The sequence below is a fragment of the Streptomyces sp. NWU339 genome (assembly GCF_003143855.1).
Classification (GTDB): domain Bacteria; phylum Actinomycetota; class Actinomycetes; order Streptomycetales; family Streptomycetaceae; genus Streptomyces.
Window position 1 is genome coordinate 55,795 of record NZ_QFRK01000030.1, and the last position, 17,339, is coordinate 73,133.

Genomic DNA, 17,339 nt, shown 5'->3' on the forward strand with positions numbered 1-17,339 from the left:
CCGTGTCACTCCTCGTCGCGCAGCCGGGCCGCCAAGGCCGTCAGCGGCTCGGTCTCCTCGGGGTGACCCGCCGCGGTCAGGCGGGAGACCGCCGCGTCGAGGCGGGTGAGGGCGGGGGCGGGGCGTTCCAGGTAGATGCCCTCCACGGCGGCGGCGAGGCGGACGCACTCGGCCCACTCGCCGACGCGGTCCGGCTCCGGTCCCGGCTCGCCGAGCAGAGTGAGGGCCTGCTCCAGGGCGGTCAGGGCGTCCTCGTAGGCACCGGCGTAGGCGTTGACCCTCCCGTGCTCGTAGGCCAGGGCGGTGTCCAGGGAGCGGCCGTGGGCCTCGTACGCGGCGGCGCGGGCCTCGTCGGCGACCCGGCCGGCGTCGGCGAGGAAGGCGCGGGCGTCGGCCAGGCCGTCGGGTCCCTGCTGCTGGGCCTGGAGGCGGGCGAGTTCGCGCAGGGTGTTGCTGAGGTGCTCGTAGCGCGGGGCCCGGGCGTGGGCGGCGAGTGCCTGGTCGGCGGCCTTGCGGGCCTGGCCGAACTCGCCGGACTCGCCGAGGAGCACGGCCGTCTCCGCGGCGATCATGGCGTGGCTCCCCGGGTCGTCGTCCCAGCCGGCCGACTCGGCGGCGAGGGCGACGAACTCCGCCGTGGCGGCCTTGAGGTCGTCCCCCGCGTGCAGCGCGCGGGCTCGGGTCAGGCGCAGTTGGGCGGCGAGCCGGTCGTCCAGCTCTCCGGTGGTGACGTCCGGTTCGGCCAGCAGGGAGTCGAGCAGGGCGATGGCGTCCTCGACGCGGCCCAGGTCGAGGCTGAGCTGGGCGGCGTTGCTGTAGGTGCAGAACGCGGCGAACCGGCTGCCGCGGCGCAGGTCCAGCTCCGCCGAGCGCGTCAGGTGCCGCAGTGCCTCGTCGGGGCGGCCCAGGTGCATGCAGATCTCGGCCAGTTCGGCGTGCAGGCGGGCGGTGTCGACCGCGTCGGCCGGCCAGTCGGCGGCCAGCCGCAGGCCCTCGGACAGGTCCGCGTGCGCGGCCTGCGCGTCCTGGAGGCCGAGGTGGAGCCTGCCCCGCAGGGCGAGCACGCGGGGCAGGTGCCAGGCCGGGCCGTGCTCCTTCAGCCGGTCGAGGAGGCCGTTGGTCTCGGTGAGCGCGGCGGGCAGGTCGCCGGACAGGGCGTATGTGGTGGCCCGCAGCAGCAGGGCCCTGGCGACCTGCCCGCCGATGTCGTGCCGGGTGGCGAAAGCGTGCAGCAGGTCCACCTCGGCGAGCAGCGGTGCGACGTGCTCCTCGCTCCCCGACGCCTGCAGGCGCAGGCCGAGCGCGGTTGCCCGCAGACGCAGCAGGCGGGCCTCCTGGTGCGGGGCGAGACCGGAGGTCTCCTCGTGCAGGCGGACCAGGGACGTGTGGGCGGTGGTCAGCGCTGCGGCCTTCGCCTCGGGGCCGTCGGCGTCCTCCGTGGGGATCTCGGCGGCGGCGAGCAGGGCGCAGGCGCGGGCGAGTGCCGCGTGACCCGGCAGTCCGGCGTCGTCGTACAGACCCGCGGCCTCCTCATAGAGGGCGGTGGCGTCGGCGAACTCGTCCTTGTCGCCCGCCCAGTTCGCCTCGTCGGCCAGCAGGTCCGCGCGCAGCCGCAGGAGCGGACCCACGGCCGGGTCGTCGGGGTGGGTGTAGTCGCGGGCGGCGACGAGCGTGCGCAGCCGCGCCCAGCAGGCTTGTGCGTCCGGGTGCGCCTCCTCTTCCAACGACCTCGCCTGACGAATGAGTTCGGTCAGCGATTCGGGCACGGCGGCGGTCGTACGGGCGGTGGACGCCTTCGCGACGACCGGGGCGGCCGGTGCGACCGGGGCCACGTCGTCGAGGCTGCGGGTACGCAGGGTCAGTTCCAGCGCGTCGAGGAGCGGGGCCCGGTCGAGGCGGGCGCCCCGGCGGTCGGTGTGGGCGGTGGTTCCGTTGCGGTCGTCGAAGCGGGCGGCGAGGTCGGCGGCGCGGCCGCGCACCTCGGCGCGCAGGCCGGTCACGGTCCAGGTGCGGCCCGGGAACCCGGCGGCGGGCAGCTCGCCGTGGCCGAGGGTCTCGACGCGCTGGAGGAGGACCTCCACGCCGGTGAGGAAGTCGAGCTGGTCCTGCGGCGAGTCCACCTCGTCGAACAGGTTCCGGTTCTCGGCGAGCAGTTCCAGGCCGCGTGCCTCGTTGCCGGTCAGCGCGCAGAACTCCAGGTGCCGGCCGACCTCCCCGGACATCGAGGGGTTGCGGCGGCAGCCGCGGTAGCCGGCGAGGTGCAGTTCGCGTGCCTGGTCGGTGCGGCCGGTGCGCAGCAGGGGCAGCAGTGCGTAGGAGGCGGAGCGGGCCGGCTCCTCCTGGCAGGACTCCTTGCCCGCCAGGACAGGCTCCCAGGCGCGCAGCGCCCGCTCGTCGTCGCCCGCCGCCAGGTGGTACAGGGCACGGTCGCAGGTCTCGCAGGCCTCGCAGTCGCTGAGCCGGGAGCGGGAGCGGCCCGCCCACAACTCGTAGGCGAGGGCGGTGTCCTCACCGAGGTGGGCGGCCAGCCGGTAGGCCTGCCCGTAGTAGGGCTGGAGGTCCAGGCCGGCCTTCTCGTACCGGTCGCGCATCTCCGTCAGCCACTGGCGCAGGCTGGCCAGCGGTATCTCGGGCAGCGCGCGCAGGGCGCCCGCGACCCACTTGAACCGCCAGAACAGCTGGTGGCGCAGGCGTTCGTCGAAGACGTCCGGCTGCTCGTCGAAGAGGGTGAGCAGGCGGGCGAAGACGACGGGCGACTTGCGGGGTTCGGAGCCGTAGGTGTACGCCTCCTGGAGTTCGAGCAGCGCGTCGATCAGCGGGACGGGCTCCGCGAACTGCTCGGCGGCGTCGACGAGTTCCTCGGCGGTGACGGTGCGGGTGCGACCGTAGGGGCGCCGGTCGTTCTCCCGGAGCGCCTGGTACAGCTCGTCTGTGTTCTGGGGACGGGGTGCGGTCGGCATCGTCAGCTGTCCTTGCGGAGGGCGTGGGCGAGAAGGTCGAGGAAGGAGCGGTTGATGAGGCTCGATTCGGCGGGCCTGAGCGGACGCCGGGACAGCAGCGCGGCTTGCCCGTAGAGGGCTTCGGCGCTGGTGCGGGCCAGTTCGGGCTCGTCGATGGCGACGGCGGTGCGCACCAGCGGGTTGAGCTGGTTGAGGATCAGCTGGGCCCGCGGTGCCTCCTGGCGCAGGGCGCCGAGGATGTCGCCCCACAGGCCGCCCTCCTGCTCACGGGCGAGCTGGGAGCGGGTGCGCTCGTGCCGGGCCTCGCGGCTGTCGACGAGGAGGGCGGGGGCGGAGGCGGGCTGGAAGGTGCGCAGCGCGACGTCGCAGTCGAAGACGGCGAGGGCGTCGCGGGCCAGGGCGAGGTAGGCCGCGGCGGCCAGTTCCGTCTCCCGGTCGACGGGGTCGAGGTGCGCGGTGAGGGTCGCCGGGTCGAGGTCGGCGACGGTGACCTCGGCCCTGATCTCGGGCAGCCGGTGCACCAGTTCACGGTCGTAGGTGTAGCCGCCGTTGACGACGCCGAGCCCGGCCGCCGAGGCGATCGCCGCGACCTGCCGGAACTCCTCCACGCTCGACGTCACCAGCACGGTGCGGTGGGTGCGCGCGAACTCGTCGAGGGTGGTGTGCCCGTCGGTGGTCTCGAACGGCAGCCAGGGCAGCAGCATCCGCAGGATCTCGTCGTCGTGCACCGCGAGCGACTTCACGGCCAGGTGATGGGTCTGGAGGAACCGGCCGAGCAGGTCCGGGTCGCTGGCGGCGGCCCGGGCGATCCACGCGCGCAGCCGCTCGGCGAGGGCGTCGCGGACCGCGGTGAGGGTGTCGTCCTCGTACAGGGACTCGCGGGAAGCGGTCGGGCGCAGGCTCTCGGCGTCGACGACGCAGCGGACGAAGAACGCCCACTCGGGCAGGATCTCCTCGGCCTGCTCGGACAGCAGCATGCCCTTGACGTGCACGCGGTGGCCGTGGCGGCGCCCGGCCGGCACCGCCTCGGGCAGCACGCACGCGATGCCCTTCAGGCCCACGGCCGGCAGGTCCAGCTCGATGGTGTCCAGCGGGGTGAACCCGAAGACCTCCTCGCCGTACGCGGCCAGCGCGCGGGAACGGGCGCCCGGCGTCGGGTACGTACGCGCCCAGGGCGCCGCCTCGGAGTTGACCGGCGCGCCCGGACCGTCCGTGCCGTCGGAGAAGGTCACCGGGTGACGCAGCAGGGAGCCGAAGTGCCGGGCGAGGGCCTGCACTTGGGCCGGACGGGTCCACTCGCCCGCGTCGGCGCGCGGAGTGAGGGTGACGGTGGTGCCCGGCCGGGGCCGGGCGGAGGCGGGCAGGGCACGGACGGTGTAGCTGCCGTCGCCGCGCCCCCGCCACTCCACGGCGGGCGCGTCGGGGGTGCGGGCGGACCGGCTCAGCACGTGGATCTCGTCCGCGACCAGGAAGCAGGAGAGCAGGCCGATGCCGAACTGGCCGATGAAGTCGCCGCGTTGCTCGACGAGCTGCTCGGCGCGCTTGCTGCTGCGGCCGATCGTGGCGAGGAAGGTGTGCACGTCGGCTTCGGTGAGGCCGACGCCGTCGTCCTCGACGCGTACCACCGAACCGTCGGCGTGCAGGCGGATGCCGAAGGCGTCGGCGGGGGCGGCCGGTTCGAGGCCGTGCCGGGCGGTCAGCGCGTCCACCGCGTTCTGCATCAGTTCGCGCAGGTAGACGCGGGGGCTGGAGTAGAGGTGGTGGGAGAGGAGATCGACGAGGCCGCGCAGATCCACCTGGAAGGTGCGGTCGGCGCCGGACGGGTTCGGGGCGGTTTCGGGCAGAGTCATCGGGCAGTCCGGGGTGAGGAGTTCGAGAGGGGCGGGTGCGGGCTCAGGCGTGGCGCTGACGGCGGGCGAACTGCTTCTCGGGCTCCGCGAAGTAGGTCCAGGGCCAGGTGGTGTGGGCGCCGTCCAGCTCGTGGAACACGCGCCGGCAGACGATGCTCTCGGAGGCGAGCGACAGGGCCATGGCGAACATGTTGAAGTCGTGCTGCCAGCCCGGGCGCCGCTCGTAGTCGGGGTGCAGGATGCTGCGCCGGGCGGCCTCCGCCAACTCCTCATGGATCTCGGGCGTGTCGAGGCACTCGGACTCGTCCGACTCCACCCAGTCCTCGATGTGGGCCATGGCGACCGCACAGCCGAGAGGATGGCCGTCGGGCGCGCCGGCGAACGCCTCACGGGCGAACGCCAGGGCCTGCCCCTGCTCGCCGCCCCAGCGGGGCTGCAACTGCGACACCCACTCGAGGTGGCTCGACAGGTCCAGCGGGTCGCGGCGCAGGGCGGCGTCCAGCCGGGTCTCGTTGACGGCGCGGCCCAGAGACATGCCACGCCCGGAGGTGAGGAGATGGCGCCACGGCGTGACCCACTCCGGCCTCAGCTCGGCGGCCTCGAGCAGGTGCTCCTCGGCGGTGCGCAGCCGCTCGTGGAAGATCCGCCACTGCTCCTGCGTGACGTTCACGGCCCGCGCGCTGGTGCGTGCCTCCCAGCCCCAACTGACGTGGCGCGCCCCGGATATCAGCAGGGCCGTCGCCCGGTGCTCCTTGTCCTCCTCGACGGCGCGGCCGATCCACTCCTCCACACCGTCCAGCACGGCCAGTTCACCGAGGACGTGGTGGTCGCGGCCGAGGTCGAAGGGGGCCAGCGCCTCCTTCACCGCCTCCCACTCACCCGCGTCGGCCGCCTCCACCAGCGCGAGCACCCGCACGTCCCCGAGCGCGCGCAGCGTGTACATCCCGTTCTTCTTGCGCGGGACGGGAAGGGCGTACGGATCCGCCCCCGGTCTCTCCCCGCCCCTGCCGAACAGCTTGCCGAACATGCCGCGCCCTCCCTGGCCCCGCGTGATCAATCGGTGCAGCATAAGCGGCCCCACCGACATCGCTTCCACAGGGTTTTCACACCGGTGCTTCACCGTGCCGGCAGAGCGCGGCGGTGCAACAGGCTTTTTCCTTGCACCGGTTCAGCCGCGGACCGGACTGCCGGGCCGCAGAAGCACCGCGTCCGTACCGGGCGGCGGCCCGCGTACGACGGACCGGGGGGCCGCCGCCCGGGAGAGTTGCTCCTGTCCGGCGGACGTCTGCGCCCTGTGCGCGCAGCGGGTACCCGCCGCTTCGGCCGCGACCGGGTCCAGTCGGGCCGGTTCCGCGTCTGCGGGGCCGCAGGCGAAACTCATGCCCATGCAGTCCAGGCCCGGTACGCCCCCCTCGGCCCGCCGGCGCCCGGTGCCGCCGTCGCGATCCTGCTGCCGGTCGTCACGGCCCGGACCTCTCGGACGCCGGGGCGCGCCCGGCGTCCGCGTAGAAGCTGATCTTCCGGTCGAGTACGGCGAGGGTGCCCTGGAGTTCCGCGATCCGGGCGAGCACGTCCTCGCGGGTCGCCGTCAGCAGTTCGAGGCGGTCACCGTAGGTGTGGTCGCCCTCCCGCACCAGTTCCGCGTACCGCACCATGTCCGCGACCGGCATACCCGTGAGGCGGAGCTTGCCGACGAGGGCCAGCCAGTCGAGGTCGCGGTTGCTGTAGCGGCGCTGACCGGTGTGCGACCGGTCGATGTGCGGCATCAGGCCGATGCGCTCGTACCAGCGCAGGGTGTGGGCCGACAGCCCGGTCAGGGCGACGACCTCGCTGATCGTGTACGTGTCCCGGCCGTCCGGCCGCCGCTCGCCCTGCGGCGGGCCGACGCAGATGTCGGCCCTGGCCCCCGTACTCTCACCCATGGTCTCCGTCACCGTCATGCACTCCACGCTAGATCCCTGGAGTGCACTCCAGGCAACCGTCACCGGTGGGAAACGGCGGGACGGCGGGCGCACCGGCTGAATAGCATGGCGGGCATGACTCTCGTACGCCGCGCGGCGCCCGGGGACGCGGAGGAAGTACTGCGGCTGCGCCAGGTGATGATCGACTCGATGCCCCGCTCCTCCCCCTCCACGGACTGGCACGCCGACTCCCTGCCCGTACTGCGCGCCAGGCTGGCCGAGACGGACGGCACCTTCGCGGCGTTCGTGGTGGACCACCCGGACCGGCGCGGGCTGGCGGCGCTGGTGGCCGGCACGATCGACTACCGCATCGGCGGCGCGCACAACCCGCACGGCATCGACGGCTACGTGTTCAGCGTCGCCACCGACCCGGACGCCCGCCGTCAGGGGCACGCGCGCGCCTGCATGGAGGCGCTGCTGGAGTGGTTCCGCGAGCGGGGCGCCCGCCGCGTCCGTCTCATCGCGTCCGCGCAGGCCGAGCCGCTGTACGCCTCGCTGGGCTTCACGCGGAGGCCGGACCCCTTGCTGGAGCTGCGGCTGTGAGCGCTTAGGCTCGACGGCATGTCGTTGAAGAGCCTCGCGTTGATCGAGAACTGGCCGGTTCCCACCGCCGCGGCGGGTGTCGTCCGGGCGGACGGCACCGTCCTGGGCACCCACGGACCGGCCGGACACCGCTTCCCGCTCGCCTCGGTCACCAAGCCGCTCGCCGCCTACGCGGTGCTCGTGGCGTACGAGGAGGGCGCGATCGAGCTGGACGAGCCGGCCGGCCCCTCCGGCGCCACCGTCCGCCACCTCCTCGCCCACACCTCGGGCCTCGCCTTCGACGAGCACCGGGTGACCTCCGCGCCCGGCGAGCGCCGCCTGTACTCGAACGCCGGGTTCGAGCAGCTGGGCGACCATGTCACGAAGGCGACGGAGATCCCGTTCGCCGAGTACCTGCGGCAGGCGGTGCTGGAGCCGCTGGGGATGATGTCGACGTCACTGGAGGGCTCTCCGGCGAAGGACGGCGTCTCCACGGTGGACGACCTCCTGCGCTTCGCCGCCGAGATCCAGACCCCGCGCCTCCTCGACCCGCGCACCGTCGCCGAGGCGATGACGGTCCAGTACCCGGGCACCAAGGGCGTCCTGCCGGGCTACGGCCACCAGAACCCCAACGACTGGGGCCTCGGCTTCGAGATCCGCGACTCCAAGTCCCCCCACTGGACGGGGTCTTCGTCCTCACCGGGCACCTTCGGCCACTTCGGCCAGTCGGGCACGTTCCTGTGGATCGACCCGACCGCGGGGGTGGCCTGCGCCACCCTCACCGACCGCGCCTTCGGCCCCTGGGCGGTCGAGGCCTGGCCGCCGTTCACGGACGCGGTGCTGTCGGAGCTGCGCGGGTGACGGAGCGGCGCGGCTGAACTATCCGTCGTGGTCCGCCGCGAGCTCCGCGATCAGGTCCGCGTCGCGCATCCCGGGCAGGGAGTATCCCTCGGCCTCGTCCCACGGGACGTCGAGGTCGTCCATGTGCACGCGCCACTCGGCGTCCGGCACTGCCCGGCGCAACTCCGTCACGGAGTCCAGCACATGGGCGATCACCGGCATCAGACGACCGGGGTTGAGCGGCATCTTGGTGGACCCGGCGACAATCTCCTCCGGCCCGTCCCCACACCGGTCGTACAGGTACAGGCATTCCTCGTCGCCGTAGGGGAAGGACGCCATGTGCGCGGCGACCACACGCGCGACGGAGGCCGACTCGGTCTCGCTCAGCGGTGTCGTGCGGTGCGCGCTGTAGTAAAGGGAGACGCTCATGGCGGAAGCGTAGGACGAGGGTCCGACAACACGGACCGAACGCCGGAAGCGACCACGACCCACAGCCTGCCACAGGCACCGCTCTGGGCCGCCACCAGGTTTCACCCGGCGGGTTCAGGTATGTAGGACGTGACGGAGTCGATGTGGATTTTCGGGTCGTCCGGCAGGACACCCTCGAAGGACGCACCCATGACGGTTGTTTCCGAGGCTGTCTGGCCTGTGGCCACGTCCTGGAACTCGAAGTTGTTGGTCGTCACCCAGTCCGTCCCGTTGCCGACACTGACAGTGACATTTATGTTGCGGGTCCTGTCAATGGTGTTGGTGGTGCTACAGGTGACCTTGACACCGGTCTCATCGACGGTGGCGCGGACCTCCGTGTTGCCGAGCGTGACGATCTTCGTCTTCCCCTGATAGCTGATGACCGGTGACGGTTCCGGGCTGGCTCTGGGGGGCGCCGGAGCATTTGAGGCGCTGCTCTGCACGGCAGGAGAATCAGGCCTTGCATCAGGAGGGGAACTCTCACTGTTCGAGCATCCGGTGAGCAGTATCGCAACAAGGAGCACCGCGCCCCATGACGCGGGGCGCAGCGTGTTGAGGGAGAACATTGCAGGAGCCTACGGTGAGGTAGTCGTCGAAGACGACCTTGCTTTCGGCCTTCTCGGCATCATGGTGCGCCGACTGGCCCGCCCGTGCCCGAGTGGGAGCGCAAACAGGAGGAGCCCTGGGGAGGTGCCGTCCCCGGAGGTGACACACCCATGTGAAAGCGTGAGCACTTCGGCCATCATTGTCCACACGTCGACCATTTGAGCGCCTATGTGACATTTACCTGCTGACTGCTCACGCTTTCCCGCAAGGCATTCAGCCCGGACCGGCAGTGGGGCGGGACCGTGAGCTCCAGGACGATGCTGCGCACAGAACTAAAAATTTCTTTGAGTCGCGCGACCCTCAGGAGCCCGGCTGCCGGCGCGGGAATCCGCGCCGGGCGCCTCTCACCGGAGTCGGCCTACCGGTCCCGAGCCGGTGTCCTCGGCTGGAGGACCTCGCTCATCGAGTCTTCGCGCCAGCGCTTCAGAAGTTGGTGGAAGGCAAAGGCGCCGTGGGGGTAGGCGGTGGGGCCGTTGGGGCGGCCGCGGCCTTCGCGGTTGAGTAGCCGGGGGTGCACTCGGCGTGGAACCACTCGTGGCCGGGGCGTCCTTCGCCAGGGCGGCGAGCCAGGCATCCTCGGCCTCGCGCGACGGTTCGCCGAGGGCGCCCTCGGCCTCGGCGGCCGCGACAAGGGCGGCGGCCAGGCTTCACGTCGCACTCGAACCACACGGTCTTGCCACCACCGGTGGGAGACGGCGTCACGCCCCATCGATCGGTCACCGCCTCGACGAGCAGCAGCCCGCGCCCGCCCTCGACGGGGCTCTCGGCGGACGAGGTCGGGACGGCCCGAGAGGCCGACGTGAGCTCGGAAGCGGTAGCCGCAGCAGGGGAGACGAGCCGTCCGGTCGGCGCATGGCCGAAAATCGCCGGTCCGGACCGTAACGCGTGGAGGCCGGACGCGAACGTGCCCCGCGGGTCGTATCACCGGCCTGGGCAGATGGGCCCCGGGGGTCACGGTCCATGTGAACACCCTGTGCAACGAGACGGCGCCAGTTCCACGCACGGGCTCCAGGTGAACCGGAATGGCTCAAATGCAGCTTGGCCCTCCCCCACATGGCGCCGAACAGCAGGTCTCCAGGGTGTGAGGGTGAACGGCGGGCACTCTCGGAGAGGCCGCCGGAAGACACCGGCACGATTCCGCGAGGCCCGCTGTGACAGTGATCTCGTTTACCCAACGTGTCTGGGGCGTTTGGTGGCCTTGTGTCACTTCTCGTTTGTGGCACGGAAGTTAAGGGACGACGGAACCTCTTGTGCAATCCGCGTAGACCGTTCAATCTTTCGGCTGGCGACAGGGAAAAGCAGACACGGCCACAGCGTCCATGTTTGGCATGCACCTGACTCGTTCCTGTCCGGAGGAAGAGCCGGTACAGGTGTTCGCTTCGTGCGCCCCCTGGCGCACCTCCCCCCACCCCACTCCCCACCTGTCGAGAAGGAACCCCAGATGGCAGTGATGCGAAACACCAAGCGGAGAACGCTCGTAGGAATCTGCTCCGTCGCCGCGGCCGCTCTCACCGGCGGTCTCTTCACCGCTCTCCCCGCGAACGCCGCCGAGCCCGTCGGGACGATCGCCTACGCGGACGCGCCGAACGCGGTCGAGGACAGCTACATCGTCACCCTCAAGCCCGCCACCAAGGCCGGTTCCGCCAAGGGCAAGGGCGTCGCGAAGAAGTACGGCGCCGAGGTCGAGCACACCTTCCGCGAGGCCGTCAACGGCTACACCGTCGAGGCCACCGAGGCCGAGGCCGCCAAGCTGGCCGCCGACCCGTCGGTCGCACTGGTCGAGCAGAACCGCACCGTCACCACCCAGGCGACGCAGACCAACCCGCCGTCCTGGGGCCTGGACCGCATCGACCAGACCGCGCTGCCGCTGAACAGCTCGTACACGTACGACGACACGGCCGGCCAGGGCGTCACCGCGTACATCATCGACACCGGTGTGCGCATCTCCCACAGCGACTTCGGCGGCCGGGCCCGCAACGGCTACGACGCCGTCGACAACGACAACGTCGCCCAGGACGGCAACGGCCACGGCACCCACGTCGCCGGCACCGTCGCGGGCAGCGCCTACGGCGTCGCCAAGAAGGCCTCCATCGTCGGCGTCCGGGTCCTCGACAACAACGGCTCCGGCACCACCGCCGGTGTGATCAAGGGCGTCGACTGGGTCGCCGCCAACGCGGTCCTCCCGGCCGTCGCCAACATGTCGCTCGGCGGCGGCGCCAGCACCACGCTGGACAACGCGGTGCGCAACGCCATCTCCGCCGGCGTCACCTTCGCCGTCGCCGCGGGCAACGAGTCCACCACCGCGACCGGCTCGCCGGCCCGGGTGGCCGAGGCGATCACCGTCGGCGCCACCACCAACACGGACGCCCGCGCCAGCTACTCGAACTACGGCTCGAACCTGGACATCTTCGCCCCGGGCTCGTCCATCACCTCCGCCTGGCACACCGGCGACAGCGCCACCAACTCCATCTCCGGCACCTCGATGGCCACCCCGCACGTCGCGGGCGCCGCGGCGCTGTACCTCGCGGACAACCGGTCCGCCACCCCCGCGCAGGTCGCCTCAGCGCTGGTCGCCAACTCCGTCTCCGGCGCCGTCGGCAACCCGGGCACCGGCTCCCCGAACCGCCTGCTGTACGTCGGCAGCGGCGGCACCACCCCTCCGCCGTCCGGCACGGCCTTCACCAACTCCTCGAACTACACGATCAGCGACAGGACGACCGTCGAGTCCCCGATCACCGTCTCCGGTGTCTCCGGCAACGCCCCGTCGGCCCTGCAGGTGCCGGTGAACATCGTCCACACCTACATAGGTGACCTGACGGTCCAGCTGGTCGCGCCCGACGGCTCGGTCTACACCCTCAAGTCGTTGGGCACCGGCGGCTCCGCGGACAACATCAACACCACCTACACCGTGAACGCCTCCTCGGAGACGGCCAACGGCACGTGGAAGCTGCGGGTCACGGACAGCTACTACGGCGACACCGGCTACATCGACAGCTGGGGCCTGACGTTCTGACCTCCCAGCCCTCCCGCCCCGTCCCCGGCACGGTCCACCGTGCCGGGGACGGGGTCTCTGTTCGCCCGGGATGACGCCGTACGCCTCAGCCATCGACCAGGCACTCGAACCACACCGTCTTGCCCCGCCCGTCGGGGCGAGGGGCGACACCCCACCGGTCGGTGACGGCCGCCACGATCACCAGCCCGCGCCCGCCCTCGGCAAGCGTGTCCCCCGCCGTCGGAACGGGCAGTCGTGGACACCTGTCGGAGACCTCCACCCGCACACCGCCGGGCAGCAGGAAGCAGATGCCGCAACGGCGGCCGGGTACGTGCCGGATGACGTTGGCGAGGAGTTCCGACACCGCGAGTTCGGCTGCGTCGGCCACCTCCAGCAGGCCCGAACCCTTGAGGTGGAGCCGCAGGATGCGGCGCCAACTGGCCCATCTGTTGGAGTTCACAGGTCACCGGTGGGTGCATGTGCAGGTGCTGCCGAACAAGGTTGGTGAACACGCCGGCCTCGCTGGTTCGTTCAATTTCCTTCGTTTCGAAGACGACCCTGATGTGGTCTACACGGAAGACCTCATCTCCGGCCACATGACGGCCAATCCCGACACCGTCAGGGAAGCAGCCCTCCGATACGCTCGCGTGCAGGCCGCCGCCCTCTCCCTGGAGGATTCGGCGGAACTGATCGCCCGCCTGATGGAGGAACGCTAGGGACACCGCTCCCAGCCTGAGGAACAGCCAGTGGCGTAAGTCCAGTTACAGCGGCAACACCGGTGGCGACTGTGTCGAGTGCATTGTCGCCGACGGCGCCGCCTGGCGTACGTCTTCGTACAGCGGAAGCACCGGCGGCGAATGCATCGAGGTCGCCGACGGCTGCCCGGCTGGCGCCGTTCCGGTGCGCGACAGCAAGAACCCGGCCGGCCCGGTCGTCACGGTCGGTGCCCCTGCCTGGCAGAGGTTCGTCGACGGCCTGCGCTAGCCACACGCACCCCAAAAAGCGTGAGCCCTTCGGCCGCAGCTACCCCCATTCCGCTCATTTGAGCGCTCAAGTGACAGTTGCCCACTGACTGCTCACGCTTTTCAGCTGCACCACCCCGCGCCCGGACCGGCTCCGGGCCGGTCGGTATCCCGCGTCAGGCGCCCCGCATCTCCCACAGCAGAAGCTCCGACGCCGTCTCCGCGACCGCTTCGATGTCCTCGGCGTCCGTGATGCGGGCCGCGTCGCCCGGGCCCAGTTCCTCGCCGTCCAAGCGGATGTCGCCGCGTACCACGTGGGCGTACACGTACGCGGCGTCCGGGATCGCCGTCCGCTCCCCCGCCGCGAGCCGGCGGACGTGGAGCATGGCGCCGGCCTCCGGGAGGGCGTACGGGGTGGAGTCGGCGATGCCGTGGACGATCTCGTAGAAGGGGTCGCCGCCCGGCTGCAGCGGGGCCAGCCACATCTGGAGGAAGGTCAGGGGCTCGGGGCCGGCGTTGCGTTCCATGTGGCGGACGCCGGAGGCGGCGCTCAGGCGTTGCAGGTCGCCGGGGCGGACCACGCTCTCGCGGCCGGTGGAGTCGCGGTGGGTCAGCTCGCCGGACACGACCCAGGTGACGATCTCGGTGTGGCTGTGCGGATGCTCGTCGAAGCCGGCGCCGGGGGCCAGGTGCTCCTCGTTGCAGGCGATGACCTGGCCGAAGCGGAGGTGGTCGGGGTCGTAGTGGGGGCCGAAGGAGAAGGCGTGCCGGGTCTCGATCCCGGCCGCCGGATCACCGCCCTGGTAGCGCTCGTGCGCGCGCCGTACGTGCATCACCAGGCCACCGTAAACCCGCCCCGCGGACCCGGCGGTCCGTTCACCCGTCCGGATAAGGCAGTCTTGTCCACGTGCCCGAACCCGAAACCAGCACCCACGATGCCGCAGCACGCCCCGTCCACGCGCATGCCGCGACGCTGAGGAGGCTGGAGAAGTCGTCCGGCAGCCTGGCGGCGCAGGCGATCACGCGGATGGACGAGACGCTGCCCTGGTACCGGGCCATGCCCCCGGAGAACCGTTCCTGGATCGGGCTGGTCGCGCAGGCGGGCATCGCCGCCTTCACCGAGTGGTTCCGGCGCCCCGACGCCCCGCAGGCCATCTCCACCGACGTCTTCGGCACCGCGCCGCGCGAGCTGACCCGGGCCATCACGCTGCGGCAGACCGTGGAGATGGTGCGCACCACCATCGAGGTCATGGAGAGCGCCATCGACGAGGTGGCGGCGCCGGGCGACGAGGCGGTGCTGCGCGAGGCGCTCCTCGTGTACGCGCGGGAGATCGCCTTCGCCACCGCCCAGGTGTACGCGCAGGCCGCCGAGGCACGGGGTGCCTGGGACGCGCGGCTGGAGTCGCTGGTGGTGAACGCGGTGCTCAGCGGCGAGGCCGACCAGGGTGCCGTGTCGCGGGCCGCCGCCCTCGGGTGGAACTCGCCGGAGCATGTGTGCGTGGTGCTGGGCACCGCGCCCGACGGTGACTCCGAGCTGACCGTGGAGGCGATCCGGCGGGCCGCCCGGCACGCCAAGCTGCAGGTGCTGACGGGGGTGCTCGGGGACCGGCTGGTGGTGATCGCGGGCGGCAGCGACAACCCGCTGGGCGTGGCCAAGTCGCTGATCGGCCCGTACGCGCAGGGGCCGGTGGTCGCGGGGCCGGTGGTGCCGGACCTGCTGACGGCGACCCGGTCCGCGCAGGCCGCCGCGGCGGGCCTCAAGGCGTGTACGGCCTGGCAGGACGCACCGCGCCCGGTACTGGCCGACGATCTGCTGCCGGAGCGGGCGATCGCCGGTGATCCCGCGGCCCGCGAACAGTTGGTGGAGGAGATCTACAGACCGCTGGAGGAGGCCGGGGCCGCGCTGCTGGAGACGCTCAGCGTCTATCTGGAGCAGGCGAGCAGTCTGGAGGGGGCCGCTCGGATGCTGTTCGTTCACCCGAATACGGTTCGTTACCGGCTCCGACGTGTGACGGACGTCACCGGTTGGTCACCCTCCGATGTACGCTCTGCCTTCACGCTGAGGATCGCGCTGATCCTGGGGCGTCTGGTCGACGGTGATCCTCAGCTCTAGTCTCTTGTCGGGGTCCCACAAAACCCCCTCGTGTTCTTCGTCCTTGTCCCCACGGGCGGCTTCGGCCGTCGTCAAGAGAGAGTGTGAGAGTGCTCGTACTCGTCGCTCCCGGCCAGGGCGCTCAGACGCCCGGATTCCTGACCGAATGGCTCGACCTGCCCGGCGCCGCGGACCGCGTCGCCGCCTGGTCCGAGGCCATCGGACTCGACCTCGTCCACTACGGCACCGAGGCCGACGCGGACGCCATCCGTGACACGGCCGTCGCCCAGCCGCTGCTGGTCGCGGCCGGGCTGCTGTCCGCCTCGGCGCTCGGCGAGACGGCGGACATCGCGCCCGGCGCGGTGGCCGGCCACAGTGTCGGTGAGATCACCGCCGCCGCGTTCGCGGGTGTCCTCGACGACTCCGCCGCGCTGAGCCTGGTCCGCAAGCGGGGTCTGGCCATGGCCGACGCCGCCGCGATCACCGAGACCGGTATGGCGGCGCTGCTCGGCGGCGACCCGGACGTCACCGTGGCGCACCTGGAGAAGCTGGGGCTGACCCCGGCAAACATCAACGGCGCGGGCCAGATCGTGGCGGCCGGCACCAAGGAGCAGCTGGCCGCGCTGGAGGCGGACAAGCCCGAGGGTGTGCGCCGGGTCGTCCCGCTCAAGGTCGCCGGTGCCTTCCACACTCACCACATGGGCCCTGCGGTCGACACGCTGGCCAAGGCCGCCGAGGGCCTCGCCCCGGGCGACCCGAAGGTCACCTACGTGTCGAACAAGGACGGCGCGACGGTCGCGACCGGCGCCGAGGTGCTTCAGCGCCTGGTCGGCCAGGTCGCGAACCCGGTCCGCTGGGACCTGTGCATGGAGACGTTCAAGGAGCTCGGGGTGACCGCGCTGATCGAGGTGTGCCCCGGGGGGACCCTGACCGGTCTCGCCAAGCGTTCGCTGCCCGGCGTCAAGACGCTGGCGCTGAAGACCCCCGCAGACCTCGACGCCGCCCGCGAGCTCGTCGCAGAGCACGCCTGACGCCCTTAGGAGCAGATTCCGCATGGCGAAGATCAAGCCCAGTAAGGGCGCCCCGTACGCGCGCATCCTGGGTGTGGGCGGCTACCGGCCCACCCGGGTCGTGCCGAACGAGGTGATCCTCGAGACGATCGACTCGTCCGACGAGTGGATCCGCTCGCGTTCCGGCATCGAGACGCGGCACTGGGCGTCGCCGGAGGAGACGGTCGCGGCGATGTCGGTCGAGGCGTCGGGCAAGGCGATCGCCGACGCGGGCATCGACGCCGGGCAGATCGGCGCCGTGGTCGTGGCGACCGTGTCGCACTTCAGTCAGACCCCGGCCATCGCCACCGAGATCGCCGACCGGCTGGGCACGGACAAGGCCGCCGCCTTCGACGTCTCGGCGGGCTGCGCGGGCTTCGGTTACGGCCTGACGCTGGCCAAGGGCATGGTCGTGGAGGGCTCGGCCGAGTACGTGCTGGTCATCGGCGTGGAGCGGCTGAGCGACCTGACCGATCTGGAGGACCGGGCCACCGCCTTCCTGTTCGGTGACGGCGCGGGCGCGGTCGTCGTCGGCCCGTCCCAGGAGCCCGCGATCGGCCCGACGGTCTGGGGCTCGGAGGGCGACAAGTCCGAGGTCATCAAGCAGACCGTGCCGTGGACGGACTACCGCGACGGCGAGGTCGAGAAGTTCCCCGCGATCACGCAGGAAGGCCAGGCGGTGTTCCGCTGGGCCGTGTTCGAGATGGCGAAGGTCGCCAAGGAGGCGCTGGAAGCCGCCGGGCTTTCGCCGGACGACCTGGACGTCTTCATCCCGCACCAGGCCAATGTGCGGATCATCGACTCGATGGTGAAGACCCTGAAACTGCCGGAGCACGTCACGGTCGCCCGTGACATCCGCACCACCGGCAACACCTCGGCCGCCTCGATTCCGCTCGCGATGGAGCGGCTTCTGGCGACCGGCGAGGCGAAGAGCGGCGACACCGCGCTCGTCATCGGCTTCGGGGCGGGTCTCGTCTACGCCGCTACGGTCGTTACCCTCCCCTAGGCACTCCGTGCCGGATCCTCGGATCCGGCAC

At 71.6% G+C, this 17,339-nt stretch carries 15 protein-coding genes and 2 pseudogenes; 8 read left to right on the top strand and 9 right to left on the bottom strand.

The features are described from left to right. Nucleotides 1-5: 5 nt before the first annotated feature. The 4 genes from DIZ27_RS28845 to DIZ27_RS28865 all read right to left on the bottom strand — a co-directional run bounded on the left by DIZ27_RS28845 (nucleotide 6) and on the right by DIZ27_RS28865 (nucleotide 6,750). Nucleotides 6-2,960 carry a hypothetical protein gene (locus tag DIZ27_RS28845; protein WP_109381388.1) on the bottom strand — a complete coding sequence of 985 codons (2,955 nt, stop codon included), beginning with the start codon at nucleotides 2,958-2,960 and terminating at the stop codon, nucleotides 6-8. A gap of 2 nt (nucleotides 2,961-2,962) precedes the next feature. After that, a complete protein-coding gene (locus DIZ27_RS28850) occupies nucleotides 2,963-4,810 on the bottom strand; it encodes an HSP90 family protein (protein ID WP_109381389.1) in 1,848 nt (615 codons plus the stop codon). A gap of 43 nt (nucleotides 4,811-4,853) precedes the next feature. Continuing rightward, nucleotides 4,854-5,837, bottom strand: a complete 984-nt coding sequence (locus tag DIZ27_RS28855) for a hypothetical protein (protein WP_109381390.1) — start codon at nucleotides 5,835-5,837, stop codon at nucleotides 4,854-4,856. A gap of 433 nt (nucleotides 5,838-6,270) precedes the next feature. Next, nucleotides 6,271-6,750, bottom strand: a complete 480-nt coding sequence (locus tag DIZ27_RS28865; RefSeq protein WP_109381431.1) for a MerR family transcriptional regulator — start codon at nucleotides 6,748-6,750, stop codon at nucleotides 6,271-6,273. Nucleotides 6,751-6,846: 96 nt separating this feature from the next. On the opposite strand from DIZ27_RS28865, the gene DIZ27_RS28870 reads away from it, so the two are divergent. Together DIZ27_RS28870 and DIZ27_RS28875 are read left to right on the top strand one after the other, a co-directional pair. Then, nucleotides 6,847-7,314, top strand: coding sequence for a GNAT family N-acetyltransferase (locus tag DIZ27_RS28870; RefSeq protein ID WP_109381430.1), 468 nt, complete (start codon nucleotides 6,847-6,849; stop codon nucleotides 7,312-7,314). Between the two features lie 18 nt (nucleotides 7,315-7,332). After that, nucleotides 7,333-8,154: a serine hydrolase gene (locus DIZ27_RS28875; protein ID WP_109381392.1), complete on the top strand. Its 822-nt coding sequence runs from the start codon at nucleotides 7,333-7,335 to the stop codon at nucleotides 8,152-8,154. An 18-nt stretch (nucleotides 8,155-8,172) separates the two neighbouring features. Here the strand turns inward: DIZ27_RS28875 and DIZ27_RS28880 are convergent, their stop codons facing one another. From DIZ27_RS28880 to DIZ27_RS47485, 3 genes and pseudogenes are all read right to left on the bottom strand, one after another. After that, on the bottom strand, nucleotides 8,173-8,562 hold the full coding sequence (locus DIZ27_RS28880; RefSeq protein WP_109381393.1) for a hypothetical protein: 390 nt from the start codon (nucleotides 8,560-8,562) through the stop codon (nucleotides 8,173-8,175). A gap of 101 nt (nucleotides 8,563-8,663) precedes the next feature. Next, nucleotides 8,664-9,167: a hypothetical protein gene (locus DIZ27_RS47480; protein WP_258308586.1), complete on the bottom strand. Its 504-nt coding sequence runs from the start codon at nucleotides 9,165-9,167 to the stop codon at nucleotides 8,664-8,666. A 398-nt stretch (nucleotides 9,168-9,565) separates the two neighbouring features. After that, nucleotides 9,566-9,848 (bottom strand): annotated as a pseudogene (locus DIZ27_RS47485) (monooxygenase); the annotation flags it as partial. Nucleotides 9,849-10,648: 800 nt separating this feature from the next. On the opposite strand from DIZ27_RS47485, the gene DIZ27_RS28895 reads away from it, so the two are divergent. Then, a complete protein-coding gene (locus DIZ27_RS28895) occupies nucleotides 10,649-12,220 on the top strand; it encodes a S8 family peptidase (RefSeq protein WP_109381394.1) in 1,572 nt (523 codons plus the stop codon). Nucleotides 12,221-12,305: 85 nt separating this feature from the next. On the opposite strand, the gene DIZ27_RS28900 is transcribed toward DIZ27_RS28895, so the two are convergent. Continuing rightward, a complete protein-coding gene (locus DIZ27_RS28900) occupies nucleotides 12,306-12,659 on the bottom strand; it encodes an ATP-binding protein (protein WP_109381395.1) in 354 nt (117 codons plus the stop codon). On the opposite strand from DIZ27_RS28900, the pseudogene DIZ27_RS28905 reads away from it, so the two are divergent. Both DIZ27_RS28905 and DIZ27_RS28910 read left to right on the top strand, forming a co-directional pair. Next, nucleotides 12,622-12,915, top strand: a pseudogene (locus DIZ27_RS28905) (Scr1 family TA system antitoxin-like transcriptional regulator); the annotation flags it as partial. The gene DIZ27_RS28900 and the pseudogene DIZ27_RS28905 overlap by 38 nt on opposite strands. Before the next feature lie 16 nt (nucleotides 12,916-12,931). Continuing rightward, entirely contained in the window at nucleotides 12,932-13,183 is a 252-nt protein-coding gene (locus DIZ27_RS28910; protein WP_109381396.1) for a DUF397 domain-containing protein, read from the top strand. Between the two features lie 154 nt (nucleotides 13,184-13,337). Here the strand turns inward: DIZ27_RS28910 and DIZ27_RS28915 are convergent, their stop codons facing one another. Next, nucleotides 13,338-13,994: a pirin family protein gene (locus DIZ27_RS28915; RefSeq protein WP_109381397.1), complete on the bottom strand. Its 657-nt coding sequence runs from the start codon at nucleotides 13,992-13,994 to the stop codon at nucleotides 13,338-13,340. Nucleotides 13,995-14,068: 74 nt separating this feature from the next. On the opposite strand from DIZ27_RS28915, the gene fasR reads away from it, so the two are divergent. The 3 genes from fasR (at nucleotide 14,069) to DIZ27_RS28930 (ending at nucleotide 17,308) form a co-directional block, all read left to right on the top strand. Continuing rightward, nucleotides 14,069-15,274 carry a fatty acid biosynthesis transcriptional regulator FasR gene (gene fasR / locus DIZ27_RS28920; RefSeq protein ID WP_109381398.1) on the top strand — a complete coding sequence of 402 codons (1,206 nt, stop codon included), beginning with the start codon at nucleotides 14,069-14,071 and terminating at the stop codon, nucleotides 15,272-15,274. An 89-nt stretch (nucleotides 15,275-15,363) separates the two neighbouring features. Further along, nucleotides 15,364-16,284, top strand: coding sequence for an ACP S-malonyltransferase (locus DIZ27_RS28925; RefSeq protein WP_109381399.1), 921 nt, complete (start codon nucleotides 15,364-15,366; stop codon nucleotides 16,282-16,284). Nucleotides 16,285-16,306: 22 nt separating this feature from the next. Then, nucleotides 16,307-17,308: a ketoacyl-ACP synthase III gene (locus DIZ27_RS28930; protein ID WP_109381400.1), complete on the top strand. Its 1,002-nt coding sequence runs from the start codon at nucleotides 16,307-16,309 to the stop codon at nucleotides 17,306-17,308. Nucleotides 17,309-17,339: the final 31 nt, after the last annotated feature.